This window comes from Janthinobacterium breve (genome assembly GCF_051380895.1).
Taxonomy (GTDB): Bacteria; Pseudomonadota; Gammaproteobacteria; order Burkholderiales; family Burkholderiaceae_D; genus Janthinobacterium.
Window position 1 is genome coordinate 1 of the sequence record NZ_JBNYXY010000008.1, and the last position, 25,616, is coordinate 25,616.

Here is a 25,616-nt window from a genome sequence, read left to right on the forward strand (position 1 = left end):
TGTTCTGTCAAAAAATGCATCGCGTCATCAAGCATGTATCGCAGGTTAACAGGCTCTTCTGACGTTTACAAGCCGGAAAATAAAAATGCCGTTCAGTCTTAACTGAACGGCATTAGGGACATGTCCCGGTTTTTTGCTGATACGGCGCAGATTACTTCTGATAAATCTTATCGAATTCACCACCATCGTCAAAGTGTTTCTTTTGCGCCTGTTTCCAGCCGCCAAACACATCGTCGATGGTGAACAGGGTGATCGGCTTGAAGCTGGCCGCGTATTTCTTCGCTACCGTGGCCGAACGGGGGCGCAGGTAGTGCTTGGCGACCAGTTCCTGGCCCGGTTCCGAGTACAGGTATTGCAGGTAGGCCGTGGCTTCCTTGCGGATGCCGCGGCGGTCGACGACTTTGTCGACGACGGCCACCGGCGACTCGGCCAGGATGGAGATGCTTGGATACACCACTTCGAAGTTGTCGCCGAATTCGGCGCGCACCAGTTGCACTTCATTTTCAAACGTCACCAGCACGTCGCCGATTTCACGTTGCGTGAAGGTGGTGGTGGCGCCGCGCCCGCCGCCGTCGAGCACGGGTACGTTCTTGAACAGCTTGGTCACCAGTTCGCGCGCCTGCGCTTCGCTGCCGCCTTTTTTCACGGCATAGCCCCACGCCGCCAGGTAGGTGTAGCGGCCATTGCCCGAGGTTTTCGGGTTCGGCACGATGACCTTGATGCCGGGCTTGGCCAGGTCGTCCCAATCCTTGATCTGTTTCGGGTTGCCTTTGCGCACCAGATACACCATGGTCGAGTAAAACGGCGCCGCATTGTTCGGGAATTTCTTGGCCCAGTCGGCCACTACCAGGCCGCGGTCGACGAGGATATCGATGTCATTTGCCTGGTTCATGGTCACGACGGACGCTTCCAGGCCATCGGCAACGGAGCGCGCCTGCTTGCTGGAACCGCCGTGCGACTGCTTGATGGTGATGGTTTCGCCCGTTTTGGCTTTCCAATCAGCAATAAAAGCGGGATTCACATCCTTGAACAATTCGCGCATCACGTCGTACGAGGCATTCAGCAAGACCACGGGTTCGGCGGCGCTGACGGTCATCGGCAGGCTCATGGCGGCAGCAGAAGCGGCCAGGGCGCTGGCCAGGAACCAGCGGCGCGAGCGTTGGGTGAGTGTCGTTGCGGCAGTCGATACGGCGTTGGAATGGGGCATGTTGAACTCTTGTTGTGAGAATAGACAGTCATAGTCTAAAATTCCGGCCGGAAAAGAAACGAATTTTTCGTAATATGCTTAGACTTGATTCCCGTTTACGCTAAAAAACAGATATCGATTTTTGGAAACATTCGTGGGCAAGGTGCGCATCAGCACTTAGTCTGCAAGCATTGCGTCATAGGCAAAAGCGGCTCGTGGCGTGCGGCAAAAAACCTGATTGCGCCGCTTGGTGTATAGTCGAATCGCTCGATACAGGGGTAAAACCGTCTGCATCGGCAACTGGAATATTTTGTGAGCGTACATGAGTCTTGAAATTCGTATTGCAACATCGACCGACGCTTTCGAGGCGTGCAATGTATTACGACGCTCCATCGTCGAATGCTGCAGCCTCGATCATCGGGACGATCCGGCCATCCTTGAAGCCTGGCTGGGCAATAAAACACCGCAGATGGTGGCGTGCTGGTTTGCGTCGCCCACCAATTTTTCGCTGGTCGCAGTCGAGCATGGCGCCGTCGTCGGCGTCGGCTTGCTGACGCGCGCCGGCAAGCTGGCCCTGTGCTACCTGCTGCCCGAGGCGCAAGGCCGGGGCGCCGGCAAGGCGCTGGTGGAACAGCTGGAAGCGCAGGCGCGCGAGTGGGGCATCAAGGCCCTGCAACTGCACAGCACGGCCAGCAGTCAGGCCTTTTTCGTCAAGCTGGGGTATGTCGAGGCGGGCAATGTGCGTTCGCCGTATGGCGTGGAAACGATTTTTTGCTGGAAACAGATTGACCCCGCAGGCATCGCTAGCGGCGACCCCAAGCGCAAGCGCTTTTGCAATTGCAATTCGGCCTGACGGCCCTCCAGCACTTCAGCCCGCCCATCCGGCGGCGGGCTTTTTCTTCCCTTTGACTATTTCCCTTCAGTAACTGATCTGGATATACACGCCTTGTTGCGTGCCTTGTTGCGCGCGATCATCCACTTGCAGCAAGGTGCCGCCGGCAAACAGTTTCAGTTCGCCGGGCGCGAACGCCAGCCAGTCCTCGTTTTGCGTCAGCGGATGCGTGGCGATGACGGCGATGCGGTCGTCCAGATGGTTGTGCTGGCGAAAGTCGATGCTGCGCTCGCAGTCAATCAGTTGCGCTACGGAAAACGGGTATTCGCGTATCACATAGTGCAGATGCGTGGAACAGTGGGCAAACAGCAGTTCGCCGTCCGACAGGATGAAATTGAAGCTGCCGTGCGCGGCGATCTCCGTGGCGACCTCGGCGATGGCGGCGCGCAACGCGGCGCGCGCGGGTACACCCAGGGGAAACTGCGTGCGCAAGCGGGCCAGCAGGTGGCAGAAAGCCTGTTCGCTGTCCGTGTCGCCGCTGGCACGGTAATAGGCATTGGCGGGCGCGCGCCACGTTTTGAGGTCGCCATTGTGGGCGAAGGACCAGGTCTTGCCCCACAGTTCGCGGGCGAACGGGTGGGTGTTTTCCGGAGCGATGCGGCCCTGCGTGGCCTTGCGGATGTGCGCGACGATGTTTTTCGCCTTCACGGGATGCTGCTGCACGGTGGCGGCCAGCGGCGAATCGACGGCCGCCAGGTGGTCCGTCAGCAAGGTGCAGCCGTTACTGGAATGATAGGCGATGCCCCAGCCGTCGCGGTGCTCGTCCGTGCGTCCACCCCGTTCGGCAAAACCGGCAAAGGAAAATCCCAGCGCGGCCGGCTTGCTGCTGTTCATTGCGAGTAACTGGCACATGGCGGCCCTTCCTGATGATATCGGTACATGCCCACAGTAAAGGCCGGGGCAGGTCGCTGGAACGAATGTTTCCGACTATCGTTATGCGCTGTCCATTGCGGTGTTGTTATTCGCTGGCCGCATATCAAACGGCGAAACCATTCGTTCTCCTTTGGTTTGCGCTGCCTTATTCTGCACACTTTGGCGCCGTCCTCCCCATGAGGGATGCCGGCGCAGCCCTATGAAGGAGCATCCATGCCATTTCCCGTCCTGAAAAACTACCTGGCCCGCCTTTCGCATCAAACCCAGGCCGGCACCAGTGTCTGGCTCGACGGGGAGGGCAGGGCGCTGGGGCGCTTTTTCAATTGCACCATGACCAGCGCCTTCCAGCCGCTGCGCGAACTGGGCAGCGGCAAGCTGGTGGCGTTCGAGGGGCTGGCGCGCAGCGTGTCGAAGGCGGACGAGGGCTTGTCGCTGTGGCGTTTGCTCGACCATGCGGCCAGCGACGACGAATCGGTGGAGCTGGACCGTTTGTGCCGCATGTTGCATGCGATCAATTTCTTCCGCCAGAGCGAAGCGGAGCAGTCCGACCTGTACCTGAACGTACATGACCGCCTGTTGAGCGCCGTCAGCAGCAATCACGGCCACGCCTTCCAGCGCATCCTCGACGCGCTGGGCTTGCCCATCGAGCGCATCGTGCTGCAATTGCCGACGGTGACGCCGAACCAGGGCTGGCTGCTCAATTATGTGGCCGACAATTACCGGCGCAACGGTTTCCGCCTGGCCATCAACGTGGCCAGCGTGCATGAGGCAACAGGTATGCTGGAGCGCTTGCACCCGCATGCGTTCAAGCTCGATGCGGGCAACCTCAGCGACGAGCAGGCCGTCGCCAGCTTCGTCACCCTGTGCCATGCGGCGAAAATTCGCGTCATCTTCAAGCGCCTCGACACGCCGGCCGCGCTGGCCGCGCTGCAGCGCGTCGCCGCCCTCACGGGCTTGCCCATCGTGGCCCAGGGCTATTTGCAGGACAAGCCGCTGACGGCGCTGGCGCAGGCGAAAGGGGTCGCCGTCTCCGTCGCGGCTGCCGCCTGAAGCAAAATGCATGGAAATGAGGGCGACACGATAGGCATTGAGGGTTTTTCTTCGCAGCACAATACGCTATAGTATTCCCATCGTTAAATTGGACTGACTATGGCATCGCGCAGAAATTTTCTACACCACGGTATGGGCCTGGCCGCGCTGGGCCTGGTAGCCACCCCGCTCATCGGCTGCGCCTCGCGCACGGCCGCTCCCGCCTCGGCTTCGGCCAGCGCCAAGCCGCGCGCGCCGCGCACGGGCGTGCCGCCCCAGCCGACGCAACTGGCCAGCGTCGACCGTTCGATCACCTCGCAGTCGCGCCAGGCCATCACCGAGATGGAACCGCCTCCCGACATCTTCGACGCGCAGGCGTTGGACCTGGAATTCTGGCTCAAGCCCCGCACCCTGGAAGTGGTGCGCCCGGCCAGCAATGAAAAGGCCAGGCTGCTGTACTGGAAAGATGGCGAAGTCATCGATTCTGCCTACCAGGAACTGTGCCACTTGCTGCGCGATGTGAACGGCAAGAAGACGGCGCCCATCGACCCGAAACTGCTGGAAACCCTGTGGGGCACGCAAGCATTCGTGGCCCGCTACGGCATCGAGCAGCCGCTGGAGATTCTGTCGGGCTACCGCACGGCCGAATCGAACAGCAAGTTGCGCGAAGCGGGCGTGCCGGCCGCGCGCCAGTCGCTGCACATCTCGGGCCGCGCCGCCGATATCCGCGTGGCGAATCTGAACGCGGAAGTGCTCGGTTCCCTGGTGCGCAGCTTCAAGCAGGGCGGCGTGGGCTTCTATTACCGCTCCGGCCCCCGTGGCGGCTGGATCCATGCCGATACCGGCCTTCAGCGCACCTGGAAAGGGTAAACGCCCACGCCGGGCAAGCGCCATATAGCCGCCGCAGCGGTAGGGCAGTGGATGAGGCATATTGGCTCCGGTCATTGCCGATTTGACCGTCGGCGCGTCAACAAGTGCCACCCTTTCCCACTCCATGAAACTGTCCAGCCATAACATCGAACTGTTCCTGGCCGTCGTCGATGGCGGCTCGTTCTCGGCCGCCGCGCGCGCCTTGCGGCGGGCGCCGTCGGCCGTCAGTATGGCGATGGCCAACATCGAGGCGGAACTGGGCATCGCCCTGTTCGACCGTGGCGCGCGCGAAGCCGTGCCCACGCCCGCCGCGATGGCGCTGCTTCCCCACGCGCGCCTGATCGCTGAGCAGTTGAAGCAGTTGCACCTGCACGTGCAGGAATTGTCGCAGGGACTGGAAAGCCGCATTTCGCTGGGCATCGCGGCCGAGCTCGACCATGCACCGTTCCTGGCGGCCGTGCGCGCGCTGTCGCAGCGCCATCCGCTGCTCGACATCGAGGTGCTGACGGCGCCGCAGGACGATGTGCTCGACATGCTGCACCGGGGCCGCATCAGCGCCTGCATGGCCTTCGCTGGCGGACGCATCAATCACGAGGAACAGTTCCAGCTGGTAGGCAGTGATGCCTTGCTGGCGATTATTTCCACCCAGCATCCGCCCAGCGCGGCGGGGCGGCCCCTGTATATCGAGGAATTGGTGAATTTGCGCCAGATCATCGTGGCCAGCCGCGAACTGGACCTGGCCGATGCGCGCCCTGTGGTGGGGCTGTCCTACTGGCGCACGGACAGTTTGCCGATGGCGCTGGCGATGGTGGAGGCGGGATTGGGCTGGGGCAACTTTGCCGCCTCGGCCATCGCCCACTCGCTGGCTGCGGGGCGGGTGCGCCGCGTGGCGTTCAAGAATACGGGCAATGGCCTGGTCGTGCCCATCCACCTGGTGTGGATGAAGGACCGGCCGCTGGGCATGGCGGCACGGTCCTTTCTTCAGTTGCTGAGCGAGGTACCGGCAGCGGCACCCTGAAGTCCGGCCGGTTCTTCCTTCGGCTGCTGCGCCGACAGGGGCACGCCGAACAGGCCATCGAAGAAATAGTTGAAGATGAAGCTGTAGCACGGGATGATCAGCATCAGGGCGAAGTCCAGTACGAAGGCTTGCCACAGGCTGATGTTCAGCCACCAGGCGATCAGCGGGATCAGGTAGATGACCAGGGTGATCTGGAAGCCGATCGCATGCAGGATGCGGCGCCAGACGGTGCGCGTGCGCGACACCTGGCGGATTTCCCAGTACTCGAAGGCCGTGTTGTAGAGCAGATTCCAGATCACGGCGATGGTGGTGATCATGATCGCGAGCGGGCCCGTGCTGGTGGGCGATTCGCCCGAAAGCAGGGTCAGCCAGGCCGTGGAAATGGCCATGCCGATGATTTCAAAGGCGGTGACGTAGACGATTTTGCGTTTGATGCCTTGCATGTAAAGCCTGTAAAGAAGAGATGGCGGCTATTTTAAGTCAGGTGTTCTGATGTTAAAAGTTAATAGCCATCAGTTTTTCTGATGGGTGTGTGCCAGCAATACCAGGCTGGCGGCGAACGGTGGATAATGGCGGCTGGCGGACAACCGGTCCCGCCGTATCACCGCAGAAGAGGCCAACGAGCATGCAAGGCGCAGCAGACAGCAACATCCCCGACACCCCAGCCAGCTCGGACGAACGTCCCCGTTTCCGTTCCCGTCCGTGGGAGCACCTGGAAACGCCGTACGACGTGGAAGTGTGGATCGAGGAGCATAACCGCAGCATGCAGGACAATATCCGCGCCACGGAAACGGGCGTGGGCATCTGTTTTACCCTGGCCGAAGGGGGCGACATCTATATGCAGACCAGCGCCGACGGCGCCGTCGTGCTGGACGTGACGCCGGACGCGGCCTGGGTCTCGCCCCTCATCAGTGCGGCGACGGGCTGCGAGGCGCCGGACTCGTCGTTGTGGATCTTGCCTGACGACAAGCTGATCCAGCTGATCGTGGGTCTGTCCAGCCTGGTGGCCAGCACCTTGCTGGTGGTGGGCCATGATTTCGGCTTGCGCCGACACCGCATGGGCCGCTGAACCGTTCGCGCGGCGGTGGGGGCGGGCGGGCATGCCCCTTGTCCGGCCCCGGTTTGCGCTGTATGATGCGGGCGTTGCAAAATATGCCATGCCCGCGCCTGGCATGCCTTCCGCCGTACACTCCGATGAAAAGCCTGCGATGCATAATGACAAGCTGGACCTCCGCAACATCAGCCTGGTGTGCGTGGAAACGCGTTATCCCGAGCTGGCCAGTTTTGCCATCGAGCGCTGCCTGGCCGGCGCCGATTTCAAGGAATGCCTGCTGTTCACTTCCCGCCTGCATGACTTGCCCCCGCATATACGCCAGGTGCTGGTCGCGCCCATCGACAGCGTGGAGGCGTATTCGGCATTCATGGTGCATGAGCTGGGCGCCCATTTCAGCGGCACGCACGTGCTCATCATGCAGTGGGACAGTTTCATCGTGGATGCACGTCAATGGCAAAGTGCTTTCCTGGACTGTGATTACATAGGCGCACCGTGGTCGCATCGCCCGGTGGCCGTCGGCAATGGCGGCTTTTCGCTGCGATCGCGGCGCCTGTACGAGGTCTTGCCACAACTGGCCATCATGCGAGCCCATCCCGAGGACTACGCGATCTGTGAGTTGCATGGCGAGCAGTTGCGCGAGGATTTTGGCGTGCGCTTTGCCGGTGCCAGCCTGGCCTCCAGCTTCGCTTTCGAATGCGTTGCGCCCACCGGTCCCACGTTCGGCTTCCATGGTTTTTTCAACTTTGGCCGGGTGCTGGACGACGTGGCGTTGCGCGACTACTTGCTGCTGTGCGACGATGCCATGATGCATGCATCGGCCGTGCGCAGGCTGGTCAAGCAGCTGTATGGTTCCGGCCGCTACCGGATGGCGGTACACGTCTTGCGCCGGCGCCTCAACGGTGGCGCCCCCATGTTCGCCGATGCCTGCCTGCTTGCCTTGCGCGCCGGCTGGCATGCGCTCACGCGTGGCCGCTCGCGCGCCGCTGCGCTGCCGGCGCAGCTGTCCTGACGGCCCGCGCCTGTGGTGAAAGTGGTATACCGGCATGCATCGCTCGACACCGCGCATTGCGCATGCTAGTCTCGCTACTGCACCCACCTGCTTGCCAGGGCGGCAGTGCCAAGGACAGCCATGGATACACCACCGCAAGCGGTACCTGCTCCGGATTCCTCTCCGCGCTGCCACGACGGCATGTCGCAGCATGCCGCGCCCCTGCTTGACGATGGCGTCTTCAGCCCGGAACGGGTGAAGGCCGAACGCGAGCAAGCCTATTTCAACGATTTATACCTGCTGGCGCCCGTCGCCTATTTCGTGCTGGGTCTCGATGGTGTGATCCTGCAAGTCAATCTGGTGGCGGCCGAGCTGTTCGGCCTGCCGCGGGAACGGCCCGGCCACGTGCTGTTCCGTTCCTTTATCCACGAGGCGTTCCGCCACGATTACGAGCAGTTCGTGCAGCGCGTGCTCAATAGCAGCGAGCCCGAGCGCATTCAGCTGCAGGTGCAGTTGCGGTCCCGTCCCGGCGCGCCCGAGGCCGGCTTGCCCGTCAGCCTGCTGGGCAGCGCCGACCCGAATGGCCAGGCGCTGCGCCTGGTGCTGGAGCAGGCCGAGGGCAAGCTGGCGGCGCTTGAACGCAGCGAAGAACGCTTCCGGCGCATCGTGCACAGTGCCGAGGAGGGAATCTGGGAAATCGATGCGCAGGCGTTGACCAGCTTTGTCAATCCGAAGATGGCGCAGATGCTGGGCTGCCAGATCGAGGATATGCTGGGCCAGCCGCTGGCGGCCTTCATGGATGACGAGGGACGCGCCATCCTGGAGCGCAACATTGCGCGGCGCCAGGATGGCATTGCCGAAAGCCATGAATTCAAGTTCCTGCGGCGTGACGGCAGCACCCTGTGGGCCACGCTGGCCACCAATCCCATCTTCGAATCCGGCGGCACCTATCTGGGTGCGCTGGCGCTGGTCAGCGACATCACGGCGCAGCGCGCAGCGTCCGAGCGCATCTGGCGGCAAGCCAATTTCGACCAGCTGACGGGCTTGCCGAACCGCCACATGTTTCTCGACCGGTTGCAACACGAGGCGCACCACGCCAGGCGCGAAGGCGCTTGCCTGGCCCTGCTGTTCATCGACCTCGACCATTTCAAGCAGGTGAATGACCGCCTGGGCCACGAGAAGGGCGACATGCTGCTGCGCCAGGCGGCGCGGCGCATCAGCGAACGCGTGCGCGCCACCGATACCGTCGCGCGCCTGGGGGGCGACGAGTTCACCGTCATCCTGGCCGGCGTGGGGCAGCTGGGCGGCATCGAGCGCGTGCTGCAGGAACTGACGGCGGCGCTGGCCCTGCCTTTCATGCTCGACGGCGACACGGCGCAAGTGTCGGCCAGCGTGGGCGTGGCGCTCTATCCGGCCGATGCCGAGGCGCCGGATACCTTGCTGCGGCATGCCGACCAGGCCATGTATGCGGCCAAGAGTGCGGGGCGCAACGGCTACAGCTATTTCACGCCGGCCTTGCAGCAGGCGGCCGAATTGCGCCGCAACACGGTGCGCGAGATGCGTCTGGCACTGGTGCAGGACCAGTTCGAAGTGCATTACCAGCCCATCATCCGCCTGCGCGATGGCGTCATCGAGCGGGCCGAGGCGCTGCTGCGCTGGCGTCATCCGCTGCGCGGCTTGCTGCTGCCCGCCGATTTCATCGCCTTTGCCGAGGCGAACGGCTTGATCATCGATATAGGCGAATGGGTGTTTCGCCAGGTCGTGCGCCAGGCGCGGCAGTGGCAAGACGAGCATGGCGCCGCGTTCCAGATCAACATCAACAAGTCGGCCGTGGAATTTCGCTGCGACGCCGCGCTGTACCAGGATTGGGGCGGGCACCTGGCGCGTCAGGGCCTGGCGCCGGGCGCCATCGTCATCGAAACAACGGAAGCGGTGTTGCTCGACGAGGCGCGCCAGGTGGTCGAGCGCCTGCGCCAGTTCCGCGCCATGGGCCTGGCGCTGGCGCTCGATGATTTCGGCCGCGGCCAGGTGTCGCTCGCGTGCCTGAAAACGGCCGATATCGACTTTCTCAAGATTGACCGTTCTCTGGTGGGCGAACTGGGGCGCGATGATGCCGGGCAGGGCCTGTGCGTGGCGCTCATCGGGCTGGCGCAGCGGCTGGGCCTGAAAGTCGTGGCCGAAGGCGTGGAGACGGCATCGCAGCGCGATCTGCTGCGCGCTGCCGGTTGCGATTATGCGCAGGGGTATTTCTTTTCCCGCGCGTTGCCGGCAGGGCAGATGGACCGCCTGCTGGCGGCTCAGCCGGCTGCCTGAACGGTCGCCTGCGCCGGTCCATCGCCTTCCATCAGCTGTTCCACGGCAGCCAGGGTCTCGGCGGCGCTGACCTTGTCCAGCGTCAGGCCCGGTGCCAGGATGACGCGGTAATGGCGGCTGGCCGGATAAAACCAGCGATAGTTATCGGTGCGGATGTAGTAGCCGACGATTTTCTTGTCATACGCCGAGGCGATGTGGATCACCGAGGTGTCGGGCGACAGCACCAGTTCGCAGCGGCAGATCAGGGCCGCCAGCGCCAGGATGTGGCCGGTGGGTGGCGCGGCCATCACGTTGGCATGGCCGGCACCGTCCACGATCTCGGCGGCGCGCGCCTCGGTGCCCGGTGCGGCGATCACCAGCAGTGCATGGCGCGGATAACGTGCCGCCAGGGCTGCGCAGCAGCGCTGGGCGTCGGCCACGCTGACCGTGCGTTGCGCATTGCTGCCGTGGAAATTAAGGCAGAACAAGCCCTCATAGGTGCGCAGCAGGGTGTCGCAGGCGACGTCGACCTGTGCCGCGTGCGCATCGACGCCGAACAGTTCATAGCGCAGGTCGACGTCGCGCAGGGGAAATTGCTCGAAGGTGGCGAAAAAGCTGTGCAGGATGTGGCGGCTGCGGTCGCAGGGTACGGTATGGTCGAACATGCCCAGATTGGCTGTCGAGGTGCCGTATTTGGGAATGGCAAAGCCCGTCAAATAGCGCGCACCAAGCCATTTGATGCGCAGCAGCAAGGGAATCGAAAAACGGTTGTAGGGGTTGAAAATGACGTCGTAGCGGCGCCGGCGCAGCTCGGCGATGGTGCTGCGCAAGTCGCGCAGCAGCGGCTGCTTGTCCCAGATGAGGATGTCGCTCACATGCGGATTATCGGCGATGATGTCGCGGTTGGCGCTGCTGGCTGCCACGTCGATCTGCCAGTGCGGATAGTTTTTTTTCAGCTCGCGCAGCAGTGCCGAGGTGACGATCATGTCGCCGATTTTATCGTTGCGCAAAATCAATACCTTGCGCACCTTGGCAATATCGAGGGGCTGCTTGTCGGATTTGCCCAGCAGGGCGTAACTGATCAGCCGGGCGGCGGTTTTTATCAAGGGAACTCCGAAGGTGGATGACGGGATGCGCTGGCATATTGGTGAATCAGCAAGCGACAGCAGCATCTTACGGATTTCCACCGTCTTGAGCTAGGGGCCGTGCCCCACTATTGCTGCGCCTGCCAAGGCAGCGCAGGCGGGAAAAGGCTTATTCCAGGCCAAGCAGGGCGACGACGCGCTCGCGGCTGATGCCGACGAGCGCCGAGCTGATCGCCAGCAGCGATTCATAGCCGGGCTGGCTGGCCTTTTCCGTGAAGTTTTCCGCCAAGGTATCCATGCTGACGCTCACTTGCACCGGTTGTGCGCGGGCGACCCGTCCCGTCGCTTGCGCCAGGGCCAGGCTGACGGAACTGCGCGCCGCCTGCAACTGCGCCAGCGCCTGCACCACTTGCTGCAAGGTGGCGCGCAAGGCTTCCACGTCGCCGGTATGCCATTCTTCCGGGGCGATGGCGGCCGGTTCCGCATCCGTGCGCACGCGGCTCATCTGGCCGGTTGGATAGCGGATGCCGCTGCCGCGCACGGACAGGCTGTCGCGCACGTTGGCCCAGCCGGCTTCCGACGTGCTGAACACCAGCTCGCCATTCTCGCCCAGCTTGACGCCGATGCCTGACGGCATGAGTGCGCGGTCGAAGCGGGACACGATTTCGCTCTCGCTCAGGCCCGGTTCGATATTTACCGAGCGCAAGGCCTGGTTCGCGCCGCCGACGGAAAACGCCAGCACTTCCTGCGGTCCTTCCTGCAGGCTGGCCATGGTCAGGCCGCGGATGCTGAAGTTCTGCTGTGCCGCCTGCGGGCTGGTATAGCTGAGCTGTGCATCGAGCGTGCCGCCCGAGGCGCTGGCGCGCTGGCGCCAGGTATTGCTGAACTGGCGTACGCGCGCTTCCACTTGCCCTTCGCGGCCCTGGCGCGCGGCCAGCTTGGCCGCCAGCTCGCTTTTCAGCGCTTGCAGCTGACTGCTGCTGCGTTCCAGGTAATCGAGCGTTTGCTGCGCGTTGGAAATTTCTCCCTGCAACTGGTGATCCCAGTTGCTCAGGCCGCGCTTCAGACTCGCCGTCGAACTCCTCGCTGCCGGCGCCTCGCTGCGCGCGCTGGCGCTGCCATTGAGGGCAGCGGACGCGTCATCGACGACGCGGGCTGTGCCGGCGCCTTTGGCGGCAACGCAGGAAGAGGAAGAGGTCTGAACGATTTGCATGATGGTCAGAGAAGATCAAACAGGGAAAGGTTGCCCACCTTGGCGTACGCCTTGTATGTGGCCTGCAAGGCCGTCTGGTAGCCGTTCAGGTCGATGGCGGCCGCGCCCATGTCGGTCTTCTTCAAATCGGACAAGGCCATGTCGTTCGACAGCGAGACGTTGGCCAGGTTGCCGGAGAGCGTAGTGAGGATGTTTTGCGCGCCGCCAAAGATGGCGATCTTGCCGGAGAGTAAATCCATGCCGTCATCGGTGCCGCCCAGGCCGTCGTTGACGATGGCGCGCACGGCCGGGTCATTCGGGCTGACGCCTGGCGTGCTGAGGCTGCTGATGACCTGGTCGATCTTGTTCAGCCACACTTCGAGGTTTTTCACGTCGACGTTGGCGGCCTGCGTCACGCCATTGCCCACCACTACGTTCTGCGTGTCGGTATTGCCTACGTAGCTGTAACGCGAGCCGGGAGCCGCGGTCGGGTCGTACTTGATGGGCGGCAGGTCGGTGGCGGTGCCGGAAAACATGTAGCGGCCTTCCTGGTCCTTCAGGTTGGCCGTGTACAGCACGCTGTCGCGCATGGCGGTCAGCGATTGCGTCATCGCATTCAGGTCGCCGGGCGTATTGCTGCCGTCGGCGGCCCATACCAGCAGGTCGCGCGCCTGGCCCATGTCGGTGACCATGCTCGACAGGTAGTTTTCGTTTTTCAGCAGGCGCACTTTCACCGTGGCAATATTGTCCTTGTACTGGGTGACCATGGCTTGCTCGCGCGTCAGGCGCGAAATGCGCACATTGCCGATCGGATCGTCCGATGGCAGCTGGATGCGCAGGCCCGAGGACATCTGTTGGGTCAGGTAATTGATGCGTTCCTGATTTTGCTGAAGGGAAATATTAATCAGCGATTGGTACTGGCTGGTGGCGACACGCATGATCTTCTCCTTAACCCATCATTTGCAAAGTGGCATCAAACAAGGTTTTCGCCACGGAAATGACTTTCATGTTTGCCTGATACATATTCTGGAATTCGACCAGATTCATCGCTTCCTCGTCCTTGTTCACGCCGCTGGTGGATTTCCAGTCGTCAATGGCTTGCGCGCGCACGGTGTTGGACGTTTTCAGCAGGGACTGGTTCTGCTGGCTGTAGATGCCCAGCTTGCCGACGAGTTGCGTGTCGGCGTCGCTCATCAGGACCGAGCCCACCCAGCTGACGGTGATGGGCTCATTCTTGATATCGATCAATTTCTGCAAGTTGCCGCTGTCGCCAGCGGCGCCCGTCAGCGACAGGGCCAGGTCCTTGGCGTTAAAGCCGGGAGTAATACCCAGCTTGCCGTTCGCGTAGACCAGCAGGGGGCCGCCAGCGGCTCCGGCCATGGTCTTGCCCAGGGCCAGCTGCGCGTTGACCTTGGCGGTTAACTGCGTGGCCATGTCTTGCAGCGACTGCTGCAGCGGTTTCAGTGTATTTTGCTCGAATTCGCCCAGGCCGCCCATCTGGCCGCCGATGGCCACCGGATCGAGGGTATATGTCGACTTGGCGAAGTCGAGGCTCAAGGTTTGTTCACCCGTGTTCGTCATGTTGCTGCTGAGGGTGCCGGCAATGCTGCCGATGACCAGCGGCTGGCCCGATTTCAGCGAGACATTGCGCGAGCCGTCCGGCTGATCGAGCACTTCGATGCCCATTTGCGAGGCCAGGCCATCGATCAGCTGGTCGCGCGCATCCATCAGCGACGACACATTCGTGCCCGAGGCGGTGGAGGTGCTGATGCGCTGGTTCAGCGCGGCGATATTGGCCAGGGTCGTATTGGCTTGCGGCACGATCGCTGTGCGTTGCTGCTGCACCGACAGCAGCTGGTTGCTCATGACGGTGCTGATGCTGTTGAAACGTTGCGCCATGGCGTCGGCGGAGGTGACGATCTGCTGGCGCAGCGGCGTCGACGTCGGGTCGACGGCGGCCGCGTTGAGGGCGGCGAAAAAGCCGTCGATGCCGTTGCTGATGCTGGAGGCATCGTCACCCATCACGCGCTCGAGCTGCGTCAGGTAAGGCTGGGTCTGTGCACGGGCGCCCTGATCGGACGCGGCACGCCACATTTGCTGGCTTTTATAAGCATCGGCAAAGCGCAGCAGGGCCGACACTTCCACGCCATTGCCGGCCGAGCGCACACCCACGCTCGCGCCAAGCGAGGACAACAGCACGCCCTGACGCGTGTAGCCCGCCGTTTGCAGGTTGGCGATGTTCTGGCTGGCCGCATTGAGTGCGGCCTGGGCGGCGATGCTGCCTGACAATGCATTGCTGATGATGCTCATTGGGCAATTTTCTTTCGTGAAGAGAGTGGCGCGTGCGGGTGAGCAGGCATTGAATCGTTGTTACCTTGTACAGGCGACGCTTCAGAGGGATTTATTAAGCGGCGCTGCAATATTGTCGGTTTTGGCAGCGCTACCGGCTGCCACGGGGGCGCCGGCCGCCGGCAGCAACTGGCGCAGGATGGCGTCGGCGATGCCGAACGCGCGCTGGCCGGCCATCTTGTCGGCCACCAGGTTGTCGGCCATTTCCAGCATGTCGCTGTTGATGGGGTCCTTGAAGACGCTGTCTTCGCCCGCCATCTCGCGCGTGCCCGAACGCATCTGGCGCAGCATGTGCGAGATGAAGAAGGCTTCGAACTTGACGGCCGCTTCGGTGGCCTTGGCCGCGTAGCGGGGATCGGCCGGCGCGGCCGCCGCGGGAGTCTTGTCGTCCAGCGCCGAAGGCAGGGCGCTGCTGCTGTCGTTGATATTGATCATCAGATTACCACCAGTTCGCCTTCGATGGCCCCGGCCTGGTCCAGGGCTTGTAAGATTGCCATGATGTCATCGGGCGAGGCGCCCAGGCTGTTGACCACGTCGATGATGGATTGCAGCTTGGCGCCGGCCGGCCATTTGAACATATTGCCATTTCCCTGGTCGACGGACACTTTCGATTGCGGCGTGACGGTGGTCTGGCCGCGGCCGAACGGCGCCGGCTGGCTGACGTTGGAACTCTCGGAAATGACGACCTTCAGCGAGCCGTGCGTGACGGCGGCCGCTTTCACGCGCAAGCCTTCGGCGATGACCACGGTGCCGGTGCGCGAATTGAACACCACTTTCGGCGTGTCGACACCCACATCGACGGTCAGCGCTTCCAGCTTGGCCATGAAAGCCACGCGCTGGGTCGGGTTTTCCGGCGCCAGCACGTCTACGCTGGTGGCGTCGCGCGTGGTGGCGACGGCGCCAAAGCGGCGGTTCACGGCTTCGACGATATTGATGGCCGTCTCGAAATGCGGGTGGCGCAGGTTCAGGGTGACGGAAGGCTTGGTGGAAAAGTCGCTGAGAATCTCGCGCTCGATGTTGGCGCCGTTGGGAATGCGGCCCGAGGTGGGCGTGTTGACGGTGACGGACGAGCCGCTCTTGCCGGTGGCGTTCAAGCCGCCGACGACCACGTTGCCTTGCGCCAGCGCATACGTTTCATTGTCGGCTGCGCGCAATTGCGTCAGCAGCAAGGTGCCGCCGCGCAAGCTTTTCGCATCGCCCAGGGACGAGACGGTGACGTCGATGGCCTGGCCACGGCGGTATCCTGGTGGAAATACGGCGCTGACCATGACGGTGGCGACGTTCTTGCTTTTCGCTTCGGCGCCGTCCGGCATCTTCACGCCGAACTGCTTGAGCATGTTGACCACGGACTGGCTGGAGAATTTTACCTGGGTGGTGTCGCCGCTGCCGTTCAGGCCCACGACGAGGCCGTAGCCGACAAGCGGGTTGTCGCGCACGCCCTCGATGCTGACCAGGTTGCGCAGCACTTGCGCGGCGCTGGCGGGCAGGGCAAAGCCGGAGAGCACGGCCAGCATGGCTGCCAGGGGCAGGGCGGAACGAAATTTCATGAGCTCACCTTAAAACGGCATCCATGGGCCGACGAAGAAGCGCGTCAGCCAGCCTGGTGTATTGGCTTCGGCCAGGGTGCCCTGACCAGAATAAGCGATCTGTGCATTGGCGATGCGCAGGGATGAGACCTGGTTGTTGGAATCGATGTCGGCCGCGCGCAGATAGCCGCGCAGGCGCACGAATTCCTCGCCCTGGTTCAGGGTCAGCGTTTTCTCGCCCTGCACGCGCAGCAAGCCGTTCGGCAGCACTTCCTGCACGATCACGGTGATGGCGCCGGACAGCGCATTTTGCTGCGTGCTGGTCGAGTCGCCGGCGAAGTTGCGGTCGGCCGACAGGTCGATGCCTGTCTTGGGCAAGGTCTTGCCGAGGACGTTGGCCGCCTTCACACCGACGGACGAACCCTTGTTGAACGAAGTGCCGGCCTTCTTGCTGGCCTGCGTGGTTTCCTGCAGGGCCACCGTGACGACGTCGCCCACGCGGAAGGCGCGGCTGTCCGAGATCAGGTCGAGGCCCGCATCGGGATTGAATACGCCGCCGCCCACGCCGCCGCGCGCCGCACTGCGCGGCGCCACTGGTAGCGGCGTGTCGGAAAAGCTGGGCGCCACCGGCGCGGCCGGCTGGCTGGCGCAACCGGCCAGCAACACCAGCAGCAGGGCCGCCGTGGCTTTCATGGCGACTGTCATCAGCGTGCCGCTTGCGCCAGGTATTGCAGCATATTGTCGGCGGCCGACAGCACCTTGGTGTTCATTTCATAGGTGCGCTGGGCAGCGATCATGTCGACCATCTCTTCGACCACCTGCACGTTCGAGCCTTCCAGCGCGAACTGCTTCAATTTACCCAGTGCACCTTCGCCGGGACGGCCTTCCGTCGGCGTGCCGCTCGATGCCGTTTCCTGGAACAGGTTTTCACCCAGTGCCAGCAAGCCGGTCGGGTTGATAAAGCTGGAGAGGTTCAGCTGGCCCAGTTGGGTGCCGTTGACATTGCCCGGCACGGTGGCCGTGACCATGCCGTTTTCGCCGATGGTGATCGCCGTGGCATTGTTCGGCACGGTGATCTGCGGCACCAGGGGCAAGCCCTGGGCGTTGACCATCACGCCATTTTCATTCAGGCTCAACTGGCCGGCGCGCGTGTAGGCCGCTTCGCCGTTCGGGCGCAGCACTTGCAAAAAGCCGTTGCCGGTGATGGCGACGTCAAATTCGCGGCTCGTCGTTTGCAGGCTGCCGGTGGTAAATACCTTTTGCGTGCCCACCATATGCGTGCCGTTACCCAGCTGTACGCCCGATGGCGAGAGGGTGTTGTCGGCGCGCTGCGTGCCCGGCTGCTGCTCGACCTGGTAAAACAGGTCTTCGAAGACGACGCGGTCGCGTTTGAAACCCACCGTATTGACGTTGGCCAGGTTATTCGCGATGGCTTGCAATTTGGCATCTTGTGCCTGCACGCCAGTCTTGCTGATCCACATTGCTGGATTCATGTGTTGCTCCTAGTAATTGATTGGCGTTGGGCTTAGGCGCCCAGCAGGCGGTTGCCTGATTCCGTCATGGAATCGCTGGCCTTGAATACTTTCATCTGCATCTCGAAACTGCGGTTCAGGCTCATGGTGGCGACCATTTCCTCGACGGCCGAGACGTTGCTGCCTTCCAGGTGGCGGTCGCGCAGGCGTACCGTCGGGTCAGCCTGCAAGTCTTCGCCGCTGCGCGCCACGATCAGCCCAGCCTCGTTCTTGGTCAGTTCTCCCGCTTCGGCGTTGACCAGCTTGAGCTTGTCGACGGTCTGCATTTGCGCGGTGCCCGGCACCTGGATGGAAATCGTGCCATCGGCGCCGATCGACAGGCTGGTATGCTCGGGAATCGTGATGGGACCGCCTTCACCCAGCACCGGCCGGCCGTTGAGGGTCAGCGCGCCCGTTTCATCGAGGTCCATGGCGCCGGCGCGCGTGTAGGCCTCGCCGTTTTGCCATTGCACCGCGAGAAAACCGTTGCCCGTGATGGCCACGTCGAGATCGCGTCCCGTTTCCTTGATGGCGCCCGTGCGCGTGCCGACGGCGCTCGACTGCGTCTGCGTCATGTGGCGGTCGTCGTAGCCATAGCCGTTTTGCAGCGGCTGGGCAGTGGACACTTCCAGGTTGGCGCGAAAGCCGCCCGTCTCGATATTGGCCAGGTTGTTGGCGTGTACCTGCTGTGCCCGCAGGGCACGGTCGGCCCCGCTCATGGCGGTATAAATCAGCGCATCCATTGCTCTTTACCTTTGCGTATCGTGGATTACAGCGCTTGCATCAGCGATTGCAACATGGCGTTCTCGGTCGAGATGACCTTCGAGTTCGCCTGGTAATTGCGCTGCGACGTCATCAGACCCACCAGTTCGGAGGTGATGTCGACGTTCGACTGTTCCAGCGAGCTCGTCACCAGCTTGCCAGCCATGCCGACGCCCGGACGGTCATACATGGCGGTGCCGGACGTGGTCGAGGCGACCCAGCTGGTATCGTTGATGGCAGTCAATGCGCCTTCGTCAGGGAAGGTGGCCAGGGCGATCACGCCGATGCTTTGCTTTTGGCCGTTCGTGTATTTCGCCACGACGGAGCCGTCATCGGCCAGTTCCACGCCCGTGTAGGTGCCCGAGGCATAGCCGTCGGCGCGGTCGGTCGAGGTGGTCGATTCGCCCGCAAACTGGGTGGTGCCCGTGTAATCGATGGCGATCGACATCGCTGCCGCACCAGGCGGCGTCGGCAGGACCGGCGTGGCAGACGTGCCCGTCACCAGCTTGCCGGAGGTGTCGAAGGTCATGTTCGTCACAGGCAACACATCGGCGTTATCGAAGGTGTAATGCACGTCCACGCCCGCCGCCGTCTTGACGAAGTACTGGCCCAGCGAGTGCCTGGCGCCCAGCGAATCGTAGATGATCGAGGACTTGCCGCTGTTGTAGCTCAGTTCGCTAGTCTTGCTGAAGGGCACGGTCTTGATGGTCCATTCCGACGACATATTGGCGGCATACGCCAGCTTGGTCGACGCCACGGCGGGAATCTGACCCGTCGGAATGAGCATGTCGCCCATGGTGCCCAGGGTGGTGCTGCCTTTGACTGCGGCGTAGCCTTGTACCAGGCGGCCGTTCGAATCGATCAGCTTGCCGTCATTGCTGGCCGAGAAGATGCCGACGCGGCTGTAGCTCATGGTGTTTTGCGCATCGCGCGCGACGAAATAGCCGCGGCCGTCGATGGCGGCATCGAGTGCGCGGCCCGTGTTCAGCACCCCGCCATTGAGCGACATGCTTTGCGTGATCGAGCCGATTTCCGTCCCCGTGGCGCGCGAACCTGCGTACATGGCCGAAAAGTTGGCGCGGCTGCTCTTGAAACCATAGGTGCCGGCATTGGCGATATTGTTACTGGTGCTGTTCAACTGTTGGTTGATGGACTGGATACCGGACAGGGCGATGTCGAAACTCATGTTGACTTCCTTTAGTGAAGGAGGATATTAGTGTTCAGGAAACGAAGGGGCGAGCGGATCAGGCCGTCTTGCCGTTAAAGCCGGTGATCGCGCCAGGGTTGACTTCGCCCAGGTTCGACACGTTCAGGATCATGCTGCCGCCGGACGACAGGCGCACGCTGTTGAGCTTGCCTGCGATGTCGACCGATGGCTTTTCGGTGCCACTGGTGGTTACCGCCATGCTATAGGTGCCAGCAGGCAAGCCAAGCGCGACGGGATCGATGGTGAAGGGGACGGTGCCGGCTGCTTTGGCGCCCAGTTCGATCTTGTATTCCTTGTCGTCCAGCCCTTTCAGGGTCACGGTGGTCTTGGTGGTACCGGCGGCCAGCGCGATGCTGCCGCTGACCTTGCTCGTGTCGAGCTGAACCGTTTCGCTGTTGACCATCACTTCGGAACCCACTTGTGCGCCCAGGGCCAGCACTTGCATCGATTGCAGCACGCTGGCATTGGCGCTGGTCAGCGCTGACAGGTTTTGCATCGCTTCCGTCTGCGCCTGCTGCGTCAATTGATTGACGAACTGGCTCGGATCGGTCGGCGCGAGGGGATCCTGGTTCTTGATCTGCGCGACCAGCAATTTGGTGAACATGTCCTGGGTGGCATTGCTCTGCGACTTGACGGCATTGCTGCTGCTGTTGCTGCCGCTGGTGTTATTTGTAAAGAGGTTGGTTTCCATGGATTATGCTTCACCTAATTTGAGGAGCGATTGCTGCATCGACTTGATGCGGCCCAGAACTTCGACATTTGTTTCAAAGGCGCGCGACGCCGACATCATGTCGGTCATCTCGGCGACCTGATTGACGTTGGGGTAGAACACCATGCCATCGGCATTGGCCATCGGGTGGCCAGGTTCATACACCTTGCGCAGCGGTTCATTGCTTTGCACCACGTCGAGCACCTGTACGCGTCCACCGGCGCCGCTGGCACCGGGACCATCCATCACGGCCGCGAACACGGGTTTGCGCGCGCGATAGGTTTCGCCTTCGGAACCGGCAACGGAATCGGCATTGGCCAGGTTGCTGGCGATGGTGTTGAGGCGCACGGTTTGCGCCGCCATCGCCGAACCGGCGATCTTGGAAATATCCTGGAAGCTCATGCTGATCCTTATTGGCCGGAAATGGCCTTGGACAGGCCCTTCAGTTTCATGTTGACGAAAGTGAGGCTGGTCTGGAAGTCGGTGGCATTCTGCGAGAATGCCGCCTGCTCGACGCCGATTTCGACGGTATTGCCGTCGCGGCTGGGGTGGTAGGGTACGCGGTACAGGGCGCTGGCATCGTCGTCGGTCGACAGCAGGCCGGCCTCGCTGTCCTGCAACTGCTGCAGAGCGCTGCCGAAATCCATGTCCATGGCCTGGAAGCCGGGCGTATTTTCATTGGCTATATTGGCCGCCAGCACGCGGGTACGGTCGGCACGCAGCGCGAGTGCATCAGCGTGCACACCCAGCGCATCCTTGAAATTAATCCCCATGGTCTTCCTTTGTATTGAATTCGATCGTGCTTTTTGCGGTTCGGGCCAGAAAATAGGTGGTACAGAGGTAAAATCCCAGCCTGGTTATGTTGACGCATGGTAAGGTCATGCCGCTTCAGTGTCTTTGATTAAGGTTAGCAATGATTTACTTTGAGAACTATTCCATGATGTGGAACAAGGCGCCATGTCGTCACATACTGCTTCCTGGCCTATTTTTACTGACCAGCCTATATAGTAGTGCAGGTCGCGCAGAATTGCCAGCCGACAATATATTTTCGCGTGTGGAACAGTTGGCGCGAGAGCAATTGGTGCAGCAGGCAGCCACGGCAGGATTGCTGGAACCGCAGTTTCAGGTGGCCGTAGTGAAAAGCACGCGTCCCATGCCCGCTTGCGCGGCGCCTGTCGCGCTGGAAACGGCGGACAGCCGTTCGGCGCAGCGCATGCGCTTTGTCGCAGTGTGTCCTGGAAGCAACAGTTGGCATTACGAAATGTTGGCGCGCGGCAGCATCACGGCCCAGGTCGCCGTCACCAGCGCACCCGTCACGGCGAATACGCCGTTGCAGGCGGGCGACGTGACCCTGGCGCGGCGCGACGTAACGATGGTGCCGGACAGTATTTCTTCCTTGTCCGGCGCTGTCGGCCTGTCGAGCCGGCGCAGCTTGCGCGCCGGCGAAGTGCTGCGCCAGGGGCAGCTGGCTGCGCCCATGCTGATCAAGCGGGGCAGTGCGGTCAATATCGTGGCGCGCAAGGAGCAGGTGGAAGTGAGCATGGCCGGCGAAGCGATGGACCCGGGCGCGCTGGGAGAGGTGATCCGCGTGCGCAACACCACCAGCGGCACGGTGATACGTGCCAGGGTGGTCGATGCGGGCGTGGTGGAACCGGCCGATATTGCCGGTCGTTAAGGAGGGTCAGTCTGCGGCGGCAGTGCGCTGCAAGCGCGTCGCCAGCTGCGTCAGCTTGGCGGCGTAGTGGGGATCGGTGGCATAGCCGCCGCGCGCCAGGCCTTGCGCGAAGGCGCCCGCGTCAGCACCCGTGTTCAGGGCAGCACGGTAGCGTGGGTTGTCCAGCAATACCTGGGCATAGTCGCGGAAGGCGCTGGCCTGGTCCGGGTAGCTGCGGAAGCGCTCGGTTTTCTTCAGCGCCGTGCCGCTGCCCGCCTCGTATTCTGTGGTGACATTACTGGCCACGTCACCCTGCCATTTGCCGCCGGCCTTGATGCCGAACAGATTATTCGTGTCCGCGCCCGTGCCCTGGCGCAGCGGACGCTGGCCCCAGCCCGATTCCAGCGCGGCGTGGGCGGCGACAATTTCCGGCGCCACGCCCAGGCGCGCGCCCGTTTCTTCCGTCCACGGCTTGATCGAGGCGAGGAATTGTTGCTGCACTTCGCCGATCTCGCCGCCCTGATTGATGCTTCCCAGCACATTCACGGGCTGGCTCTGCTCCAGGTAGGCGCGTCCTTGCGGGCTCAGGCTGGTGGCGTTGCCGCCGCCCTGTTCGATGAAGCGGGCCACTTCGCCCTGCACCTGCCGGAACACGCCGCTGAAACCACCGGCGGCCACTGTGGCAGGGGTCGCCTGCATATTGCTCCGCACGGCGGATGTGGCTGCCGTCGATGGTGTCGCTGCCGTGGCGCGGGTCGTGGGGAAATCAGCCTGGCGCATACGTATCTTCCTCGCCATGCAGCACGCGCTGCATGATGCTGTACTGCTCTGTTAATAAATCACTGTTGCGGGTATTCAGGCGCTTGCATTCCAGCACCATCTGCTCCAGCGCGGCCCAGTCGGCCTCGGCCTTGCTGTGCGCTTCTTCTTGCAACAACGCAAACAATTGCGGCATAACGCCTTGCGGGCCCAGCAGGGCAGTGACCAGGCTGACGCGCTGGCGGCGGCGCGCATCGAGGGGCTCGACGGCGGCGGTGATCTGGTCGGCCAGCGCCCTCAGCTGGGCGCTCTGGTGGTGCAAGGTGGCCTGGAATTGCTCTTCCAATAATGTCTGCAGGGCGGCGTAGCCGACACTGTCGTCAGTCATGCCTTGCAGCACGCGGCGCATGGCTTCCTGGCGCGTGATGCCCTTGCGTGGCGCGGTCACGATTCACCGCCGTGGAAACGCTGGATCAGGCCTGCCAGTTTCGATGGATCGAATGGCAATTCGCCCTTGGCCAGCGCATCGCGCAGCATGGCCACGCGTTTGTGGTCGATCTCGGGCATGGCGCGCAGGGCAGCGATGGCCGGTTGCAGCACGGCCGATTGCAATTCCGCCCCGGCCGACGAGCCAGTCATGACGCCGGCGGCGCCCGCGTTCTCGGCGATCGCCTCGGCCGGCGCGATGGCGCTGCTGCGTACGGCAGCGCCGGTATTGCCGGAGGAGATTTTCATACGTTGTCCCTTGCCCTTAATTTGCATGCTCATCGCGCTCCTTCTTTGCGGGCAGGCCCAGTTTTTCGCGCAGGCGTTGCAGCGTTCCCGAGTCCGGTTCGCCCACCTGCAGCTCTTCGCCCTGTGCCTTTTGCCCGGCCATGCCGAACATGGCGGCGATGCTGTCGGCCTGGCCACGCGTCAATATTAACAGTTCGATGCGGCGGTTGATGCCGGCGCTGGCATTTTTCACGTCCAGCGGCGCGCGGTCGGCCATGCCCACCACTTGCAGCACGCTGTCCGGACTCATGCTGCCAATCAACAATTGCGCGCGCGCCGACATGGCGCGGTTGGCCGACAGGGTCCAGTTCGAATAGCCTTCATAGCCGTTATTGGCGTATTGCAGCGAATCCGTGTGGCCGACGATCAGCATCTGGTTATCCATCTGGGCGAAGACGGGCCCCATCTGGCGCAGCAGCTTGCGGAAGCGGTCGGTCGGCACGGCGCTGCCGCGCACGAACATGCCTTGCTTGTCCGTATCGTGCAGCATGACGCGCAAGCCGTACGGCGTAATCACCGATTGCAGATTGCTTTTCAGTCCCGCTTCGTCGCTGAGCTTGTCCAGCGCGCGCGACAGGGACAGCAGGTCTTCTGGCGACTGGTAGCTGACTTTCGTCTGGTTCTGCGGCGCGGCACCGGCCTTGCCGTCCTGCGTCTGCTTGCCTTCCGTGCGCGTGTCGCCCGTGCCCTTGCGGGGCATCGGGAAACGCTCGATCAGGCTGCCGCGCGGGCCGCCTTTCTGTTCCGGCATGACGCCCTGGCCTTCGCCCTGGCGGCTGCCTGCCGACGCGTCCATCATGATTTCCTTCATCGCCTGCTGTTCGCGCGCGGCCATCAGCCACAGCACGAGGAAGAGCGACAGCAGGGCCAGACAAAAGTCGGCGAACGCTACTTTCCAGGCGCCGCCATGGCCATCGTCGTCATGCTTGCGACCAGCACGCTTGATGATGGCCTGTTCATGTTTCTCATGCGGCTTTAGCACGGCGGCCTCCCCGGCCTTGGCCCTGCTCTTGTTCGGCGCCGCCATCTTCCAGCGCATTGATCCAGCTTTCCAGCTGGGCGAAGCTAGGTTTGATGTTCAGCTGCACCAGGCGGCGGCCCGCATCGATGGCCAGTAGGGGCGGCTTGCCCGCCACGTGCGTGACCAGCACGACCTTCACGCATTCCATGGTCGAGCCTTCCTCACCCACCAGCTGTTTCATCATGTTGCACATCGGATCGAGCACGCCGTAGCAGAAGAAGATGCCGATGAAGGTACCGACCATGGCGGCGCCCACTTTTTCCGAAATTTCCGCCGCATCAGCGCCGTCGGCCACGGAATTCATGGCCATCACGATACCCAGAACGGCGGCCAGAATACCGAAGCCGGGCATGGCTTCGGCGATCTTGTGCAGGGACTTCGACGGTTGCAGCAGTTCGTCGTGGATGGCTTCGAGTTCCTGTTCCAGCACGCCTTCGAGCTCATGCGCGTTGATCTTGCCCATCGCCATCAAACGGAAGTTGTCGACGATGAAGGCCAGCAGCTTCGGCTCTTCCAGCACCAGCGGATAGCGCTGGAACAGGGCGCTTTCGCGCGGCGCCTCGACGTGCGCGTCGAGCGCCTTCAGGCCGCCGGCGGCCGTTTGCAGCAGTTCATACATCAGCAGCAGCAACTGGCGCTGGAATTCCGAACCTTGCTTCTTGTGCGTGACGATCTTGCGCATCTGGTGCAGCATTTCCCCGAGTACATGCTTGGGGTTGCCCAGCACCAGCGCGCCGACGGCGGCGCCGATGATGATGATCAACTCGACCGGTTGCCAGATCGCGTGGACGGTGCCGCCCATCAGGGCGAAGCCTCCGAATACACACCCCATCACGATTAAGATACCGATAATTACCATGTCAAC

General features: G+C 62.6%; 29 protein-coding genes. 8 read left to right on the forward strand and 21 right to left on the reverse strand.

Translation table 11 applies throughout. The annotated features are described in order from the left end of the window. Positions 1-151: 151 nt before the first annotated feature. Positions 152-1,207, reverse strand: a complete 1,056-nt coding sequence (locus ACQ4W0_RS16475; protein ID WP_436577714.1) for a sulfate ABC transporter substrate-binding protein — start codon at positions 1,205-1,207, stop codon at positions 152-154. Positions 1,208-1,508: 301 nt separating this feature from the next. Here ACQ4W0_RS16475 and ACQ4W0_RS16480 point away from each other — a divergent pair, with 301 nt between their 5' ends. Beyond that, positions 1,509-2,039 (forward strand): GNAT family N-acetyltransferase, encoded by a 531-nt coding sequence (locus ACQ4W0_RS16480; protein WP_436577715.1) that lies wholly within the window; start codon positions 1,509-1,511, stop codon positions 2,037-2,039. A gap of 66 nt (positions 2,040-2,105) precedes the next feature. On the opposite strand, the gene ACQ4W0_RS16485 is transcribed toward ACQ4W0_RS16480, so the two are convergent. Then, positions 2,106-2,930 (reverse strand): class II glutamine amidotransferase, encoded by an 825-nt coding sequence (locus ACQ4W0_RS16485; RefSeq protein WP_436577716.1) that lies wholly within the window; start codon positions 2,928-2,930, stop codon positions 2,106-2,108. Positions 2,931-3,164: 234 nt separating this feature from the next. On the opposite strand from ACQ4W0_RS16485, the gene ACQ4W0_RS16490 reads away from it, so the two are divergent. From ACQ4W0_RS16490 to ACQ4W0_RS16500, 3 genes are all read left to right on the forward strand, one after another. Next, entirely contained in the window at positions 3,165-4,001 is an 837-nt protein-coding gene (locus ACQ4W0_RS16490; RefSeq protein ID WP_436577717.1) for an EAL domain-containing protein, read from the forward strand. A gap of 99 nt (positions 4,002-4,100) precedes the next feature. Further along, positions 4,101-4,850: a YcbK family protein gene (locus tag ACQ4W0_RS16495; protein ID WP_436577718.1), complete on the forward strand. Its 750-nt coding sequence runs from the start codon at positions 4,101-4,103 to the stop codon at positions 4,848-4,850. Positions 4,851-4,974: 124 nt separating this feature from the next. Beyond that, on the forward strand, positions 4,975-5,868 hold the full coding sequence (locus ACQ4W0_RS16500) for a LysR family transcriptional regulator (protein WP_436577719.1): 894 nt from the start codon (positions 4,975-4,977) through the stop codon (positions 5,866-5,868). Here ACQ4W0_RS16500 and ACQ4W0_RS16505 read toward each other — a convergent pair. After that, on the reverse strand, positions 5,832-6,311 hold the full coding sequence (locus tag ACQ4W0_RS16505; protein WP_436577720.1) for a PACE efflux transporter: 480 nt from the start codon (positions 6,309-6,311) through the stop codon (positions 5,832-5,834). The two genes, ACQ4W0_RS16500 and ACQ4W0_RS16505, sit on opposite strands and share 37 nt — an antisense overlap. Before the next feature lie 182 nt (positions 6,312-6,493). Between ACQ4W0_RS16505 and ACQ4W0_RS16510 the strand changes: the two genes are divergently transcribed. From ACQ4W0_RS16510 to ACQ4W0_RS16520, 3 genes are all read left to right on the forward strand, one after another. Beyond that, entirely contained in the window at positions 6,494-6,937 is a 444-nt protein-coding gene (locus ACQ4W0_RS16510; RefSeq protein WP_436577721.1) for a hypothetical protein, read from the forward strand. A gap of 139 nt (positions 6,938-7,076) precedes the next feature. After that, complete coding sequence (locus tag ACQ4W0_RS16515; RefSeq protein WP_436577722.1) at positions 7,077-7,931, forward strand: DUF5672 family protein; 855 nt, start codon at positions 7,077-7,079, stop codon at positions 7,929-7,931. A gap of 120 nt (positions 7,932-8,051) precedes the next feature. After that, positions 8,052-10,223, forward strand: coding sequence for a putative bifunctional diguanylate cyclase/phosphodiesterase (locus tag ACQ4W0_RS16520; RefSeq protein ID WP_436577723.1), 2,172 nt, complete (start codon positions 8,052-8,054; stop codon positions 10,221-10,223). Here the strand turns inward: ACQ4W0_RS16520 and ACQ4W0_RS16525 are convergent. The 13 genes from ACQ4W0_RS16525 to flgB form a co-directional block, all read right to left on the reverse strand. Continuing rightward, positions 10,208-11,308, reverse strand: coding sequence for a glycosyltransferase family 9 protein (locus ACQ4W0_RS16525; RefSeq protein WP_436577724.1), 1,101 nt, complete (start codon positions 11,306-11,308; stop codon positions 10,208-10,210). The genes ACQ4W0_RS16520 and ACQ4W0_RS16525 overlap by 16 nt on opposite strands. A 148-nt stretch (positions 11,309-11,456) precedes the next feature. Beyond that, positions 11,457-12,500 carry a hypothetical protein gene (locus ACQ4W0_RS16530; RefSeq protein ID WP_436577725.1) on the reverse strand — a complete coding sequence of 348 codons (1,044 nt, stop codon included), beginning with the start codon at positions 12,498-12,500 and terminating at the stop codon, positions 11,457-11,459. A 5-nt stretch (positions 12,501-12,505) separates the two neighbouring features. After that, entirely contained in the window at positions 12,506-13,417 is a 912-nt protein-coding gene (gene flgL / locus ACQ4W0_RS16535) for a flagellar hook-associated protein FlgL (RefSeq protein ID WP_436577726.1), read from the reverse strand. Positions 13,418-13,427: 10 nt separating this feature from the next. Then, positions 13,428-14,789, reverse strand: a complete 1,362-nt coding sequence (gene flgK / locus ACQ4W0_RS16540) for a flagellar hook-associated protein FlgK (protein WP_436577727.1) — start codon at positions 14,787-14,789, stop codon at positions 13,428-13,430. An 81-nt stretch (positions 14,790-14,870) separates the two neighbouring features. Continuing rightward, positions 14,871-15,263 carry a rod-binding protein gene (locus tag ACQ4W0_RS16545; RefSeq protein WP_436577728.1) on the reverse strand — a complete coding sequence of 131 codons (393 nt, stop codon included), beginning with the start codon at positions 15,261-15,263 and terminating at the stop codon, positions 14,871-14,873. Then, entirely contained in the window at positions 15,263-16,375 is a 1,113-nt protein-coding gene (locus ACQ4W0_RS16550) for a flagellar basal body P-ring protein FlgI (RefSeq protein WP_436577729.1), read from the reverse strand. The genes ACQ4W0_RS16545 and ACQ4W0_RS16550 overlap by 1 nt, the downstream gene beginning before the upstream one ends. Positions 16,376-16,384: 9 nt before the next feature. Next, on the reverse strand, positions 16,385-17,059 hold the full coding sequence (gene flgH / locus ACQ4W0_RS16555; RefSeq protein ID WP_436577730.1) for a flagellar basal body L-ring protein FlgH: 675 nt from the start codon (positions 17,057-17,059) through the stop codon (positions 16,385-16,387). After that, positions 17,059-17,847: a flagellar basal-body rod protein FlgG gene (gene flgG, locus ACQ4W0_RS16560; RefSeq protein ID WP_426088082.1), complete on the reverse strand. Its 789-nt coding sequence runs from the start codon at positions 17,845-17,847 to the stop codon at positions 17,059-17,061. The genes flgH and flgG overlap by 1 nt, the downstream gene beginning before the upstream one ends. A gap of 32 nt (positions 17,848-17,879) precedes the next feature. Continuing rightward, positions 17,880-18,608, reverse strand: a complete 729-nt coding sequence (gene flgF / locus ACQ4W0_RS16565) for a flagellar basal-body rod protein FlgF (protein WP_436577731.1) — start codon at positions 18,606-18,608, stop codon at positions 17,880-17,882. A 26-nt stretch (positions 18,609-18,634) separates the two neighbouring features. Beyond that, complete coding sequence (locus ACQ4W0_RS16570) at positions 18,635-19,813, reverse strand: flagellar hook protein FlgE (RefSeq protein WP_436577732.1); 1,179 nt, start codon at positions 19,811-19,813, stop codon at positions 18,635-18,637. Positions 19,814-19,871: 58 nt separating this feature from the next. Next, the gene (locus ACQ4W0_RS16575) at positions 19,872-20,525 is read right to left on the reverse strand and encodes a flagellar hook capping FlgD N-terminal domain-containing protein (protein WP_436577733.1); all 654 of its coding nucleotides are present in this window, start codon (positions 20,523-20,525) and stop codon (positions 19,872-19,874) included. Positions 20,526-20,528: 3 nt separating this feature from the next. Further along, complete coding sequence (gene flgC, locus ACQ4W0_RS16580; RefSeq protein ID WP_436577734.1) at positions 20,529-20,945, reverse strand: flagellar basal body rod protein FlgC; 417 nt, start codon at positions 20,943-20,945, stop codon at positions 20,529-20,531. A gap of 8 nt (positions 20,946-20,953) precedes the next feature. Beyond that, entirely contained in the window at positions 20,954-21,316 is a 363-nt protein-coding gene (flgB, locus tag ACQ4W0_RS16585) for a flagellar basal body rod protein FlgB (protein WP_436577735.1), read from the reverse strand. A gap of 308 nt (positions 21,317-21,624) precedes the next feature. Here flgB and flgA point away from each other — a divergent pair, with 308 nt between their 5' ends. Further along, positions 21,625-22,218, forward strand: coding sequence for a flagellar basal body P-ring formation chaperone FlgA (gene flgA, locus ACQ4W0_RS16590; RefSeq protein ID WP_436577736.1), 594 nt, complete (start codon positions 21,625-21,627; stop codon positions 22,216-22,218). A 6-nt stretch (positions 22,219-22,224) separates the two neighbouring features. On the opposite strand, the gene ACQ4W0_RS16595 is transcribed toward flgA, so the two are convergent. Genes ACQ4W0_RS16595 through motA form a run of 5 tightly spaced genes read right to left on the reverse strand, consistent with a single transcriptional unit; the run spans position 22,225 to position 25,610 of the window. Continuing rightward, positions 22,225-22,977 (reverse strand): glycoside hydrolase family 73 protein, encoded by a 753-nt coding sequence (locus tag ACQ4W0_RS16595; protein ID WP_436577737.1) that lies wholly within the window; start codon positions 22,975-22,977, stop codon positions 22,225-22,227. After that, positions 22,964-23,404, reverse strand: a complete 441-nt coding sequence (flgN, locus tag ACQ4W0_RS16600; protein WP_436577738.1) for a flagellar export chaperone FlgN — start codon at positions 23,402-23,404, stop codon at positions 22,964-22,966. Before flgN ends, ACQ4W0_RS16595 begins: the two co-directional genes overlap by 14 nt. Further along, complete coding sequence (flgM, locus tag ACQ4W0_RS16605; RefSeq protein ID WP_436577739.1) at positions 23,401-23,691, reverse strand: flagellar biosynthesis anti-sigma factor FlgM; 291 nt, start codon at positions 23,689-23,691, stop codon at positions 23,401-23,403. The genes flgN and flgM overlap by 4 nt, the downstream gene beginning before the upstream one ends. Positions 23,692-23,707: 16 nt before the next feature. Beyond that, on the reverse strand, positions 23,708-24,712 hold the full coding sequence (locus tag ACQ4W0_RS16610; RefSeq protein WP_436577740.1) for a flagellar motor protein MotB: 1,005 nt from the start codon (positions 24,710-24,712) through the stop codon (positions 23,708-23,710). Further along, entirely contained in the window at positions 24,696-25,610 is a 915-nt protein-coding gene (gene motA, locus ACQ4W0_RS16615) for a flagellar motor stator protein MotA (RefSeq protein WP_034757817.1), read from the reverse strand. Before motA ends, ACQ4W0_RS16610 begins: the two co-directional genes overlap by 17 nt. Positions 25,611-25,616: the final 6 nt, after the last annotated feature.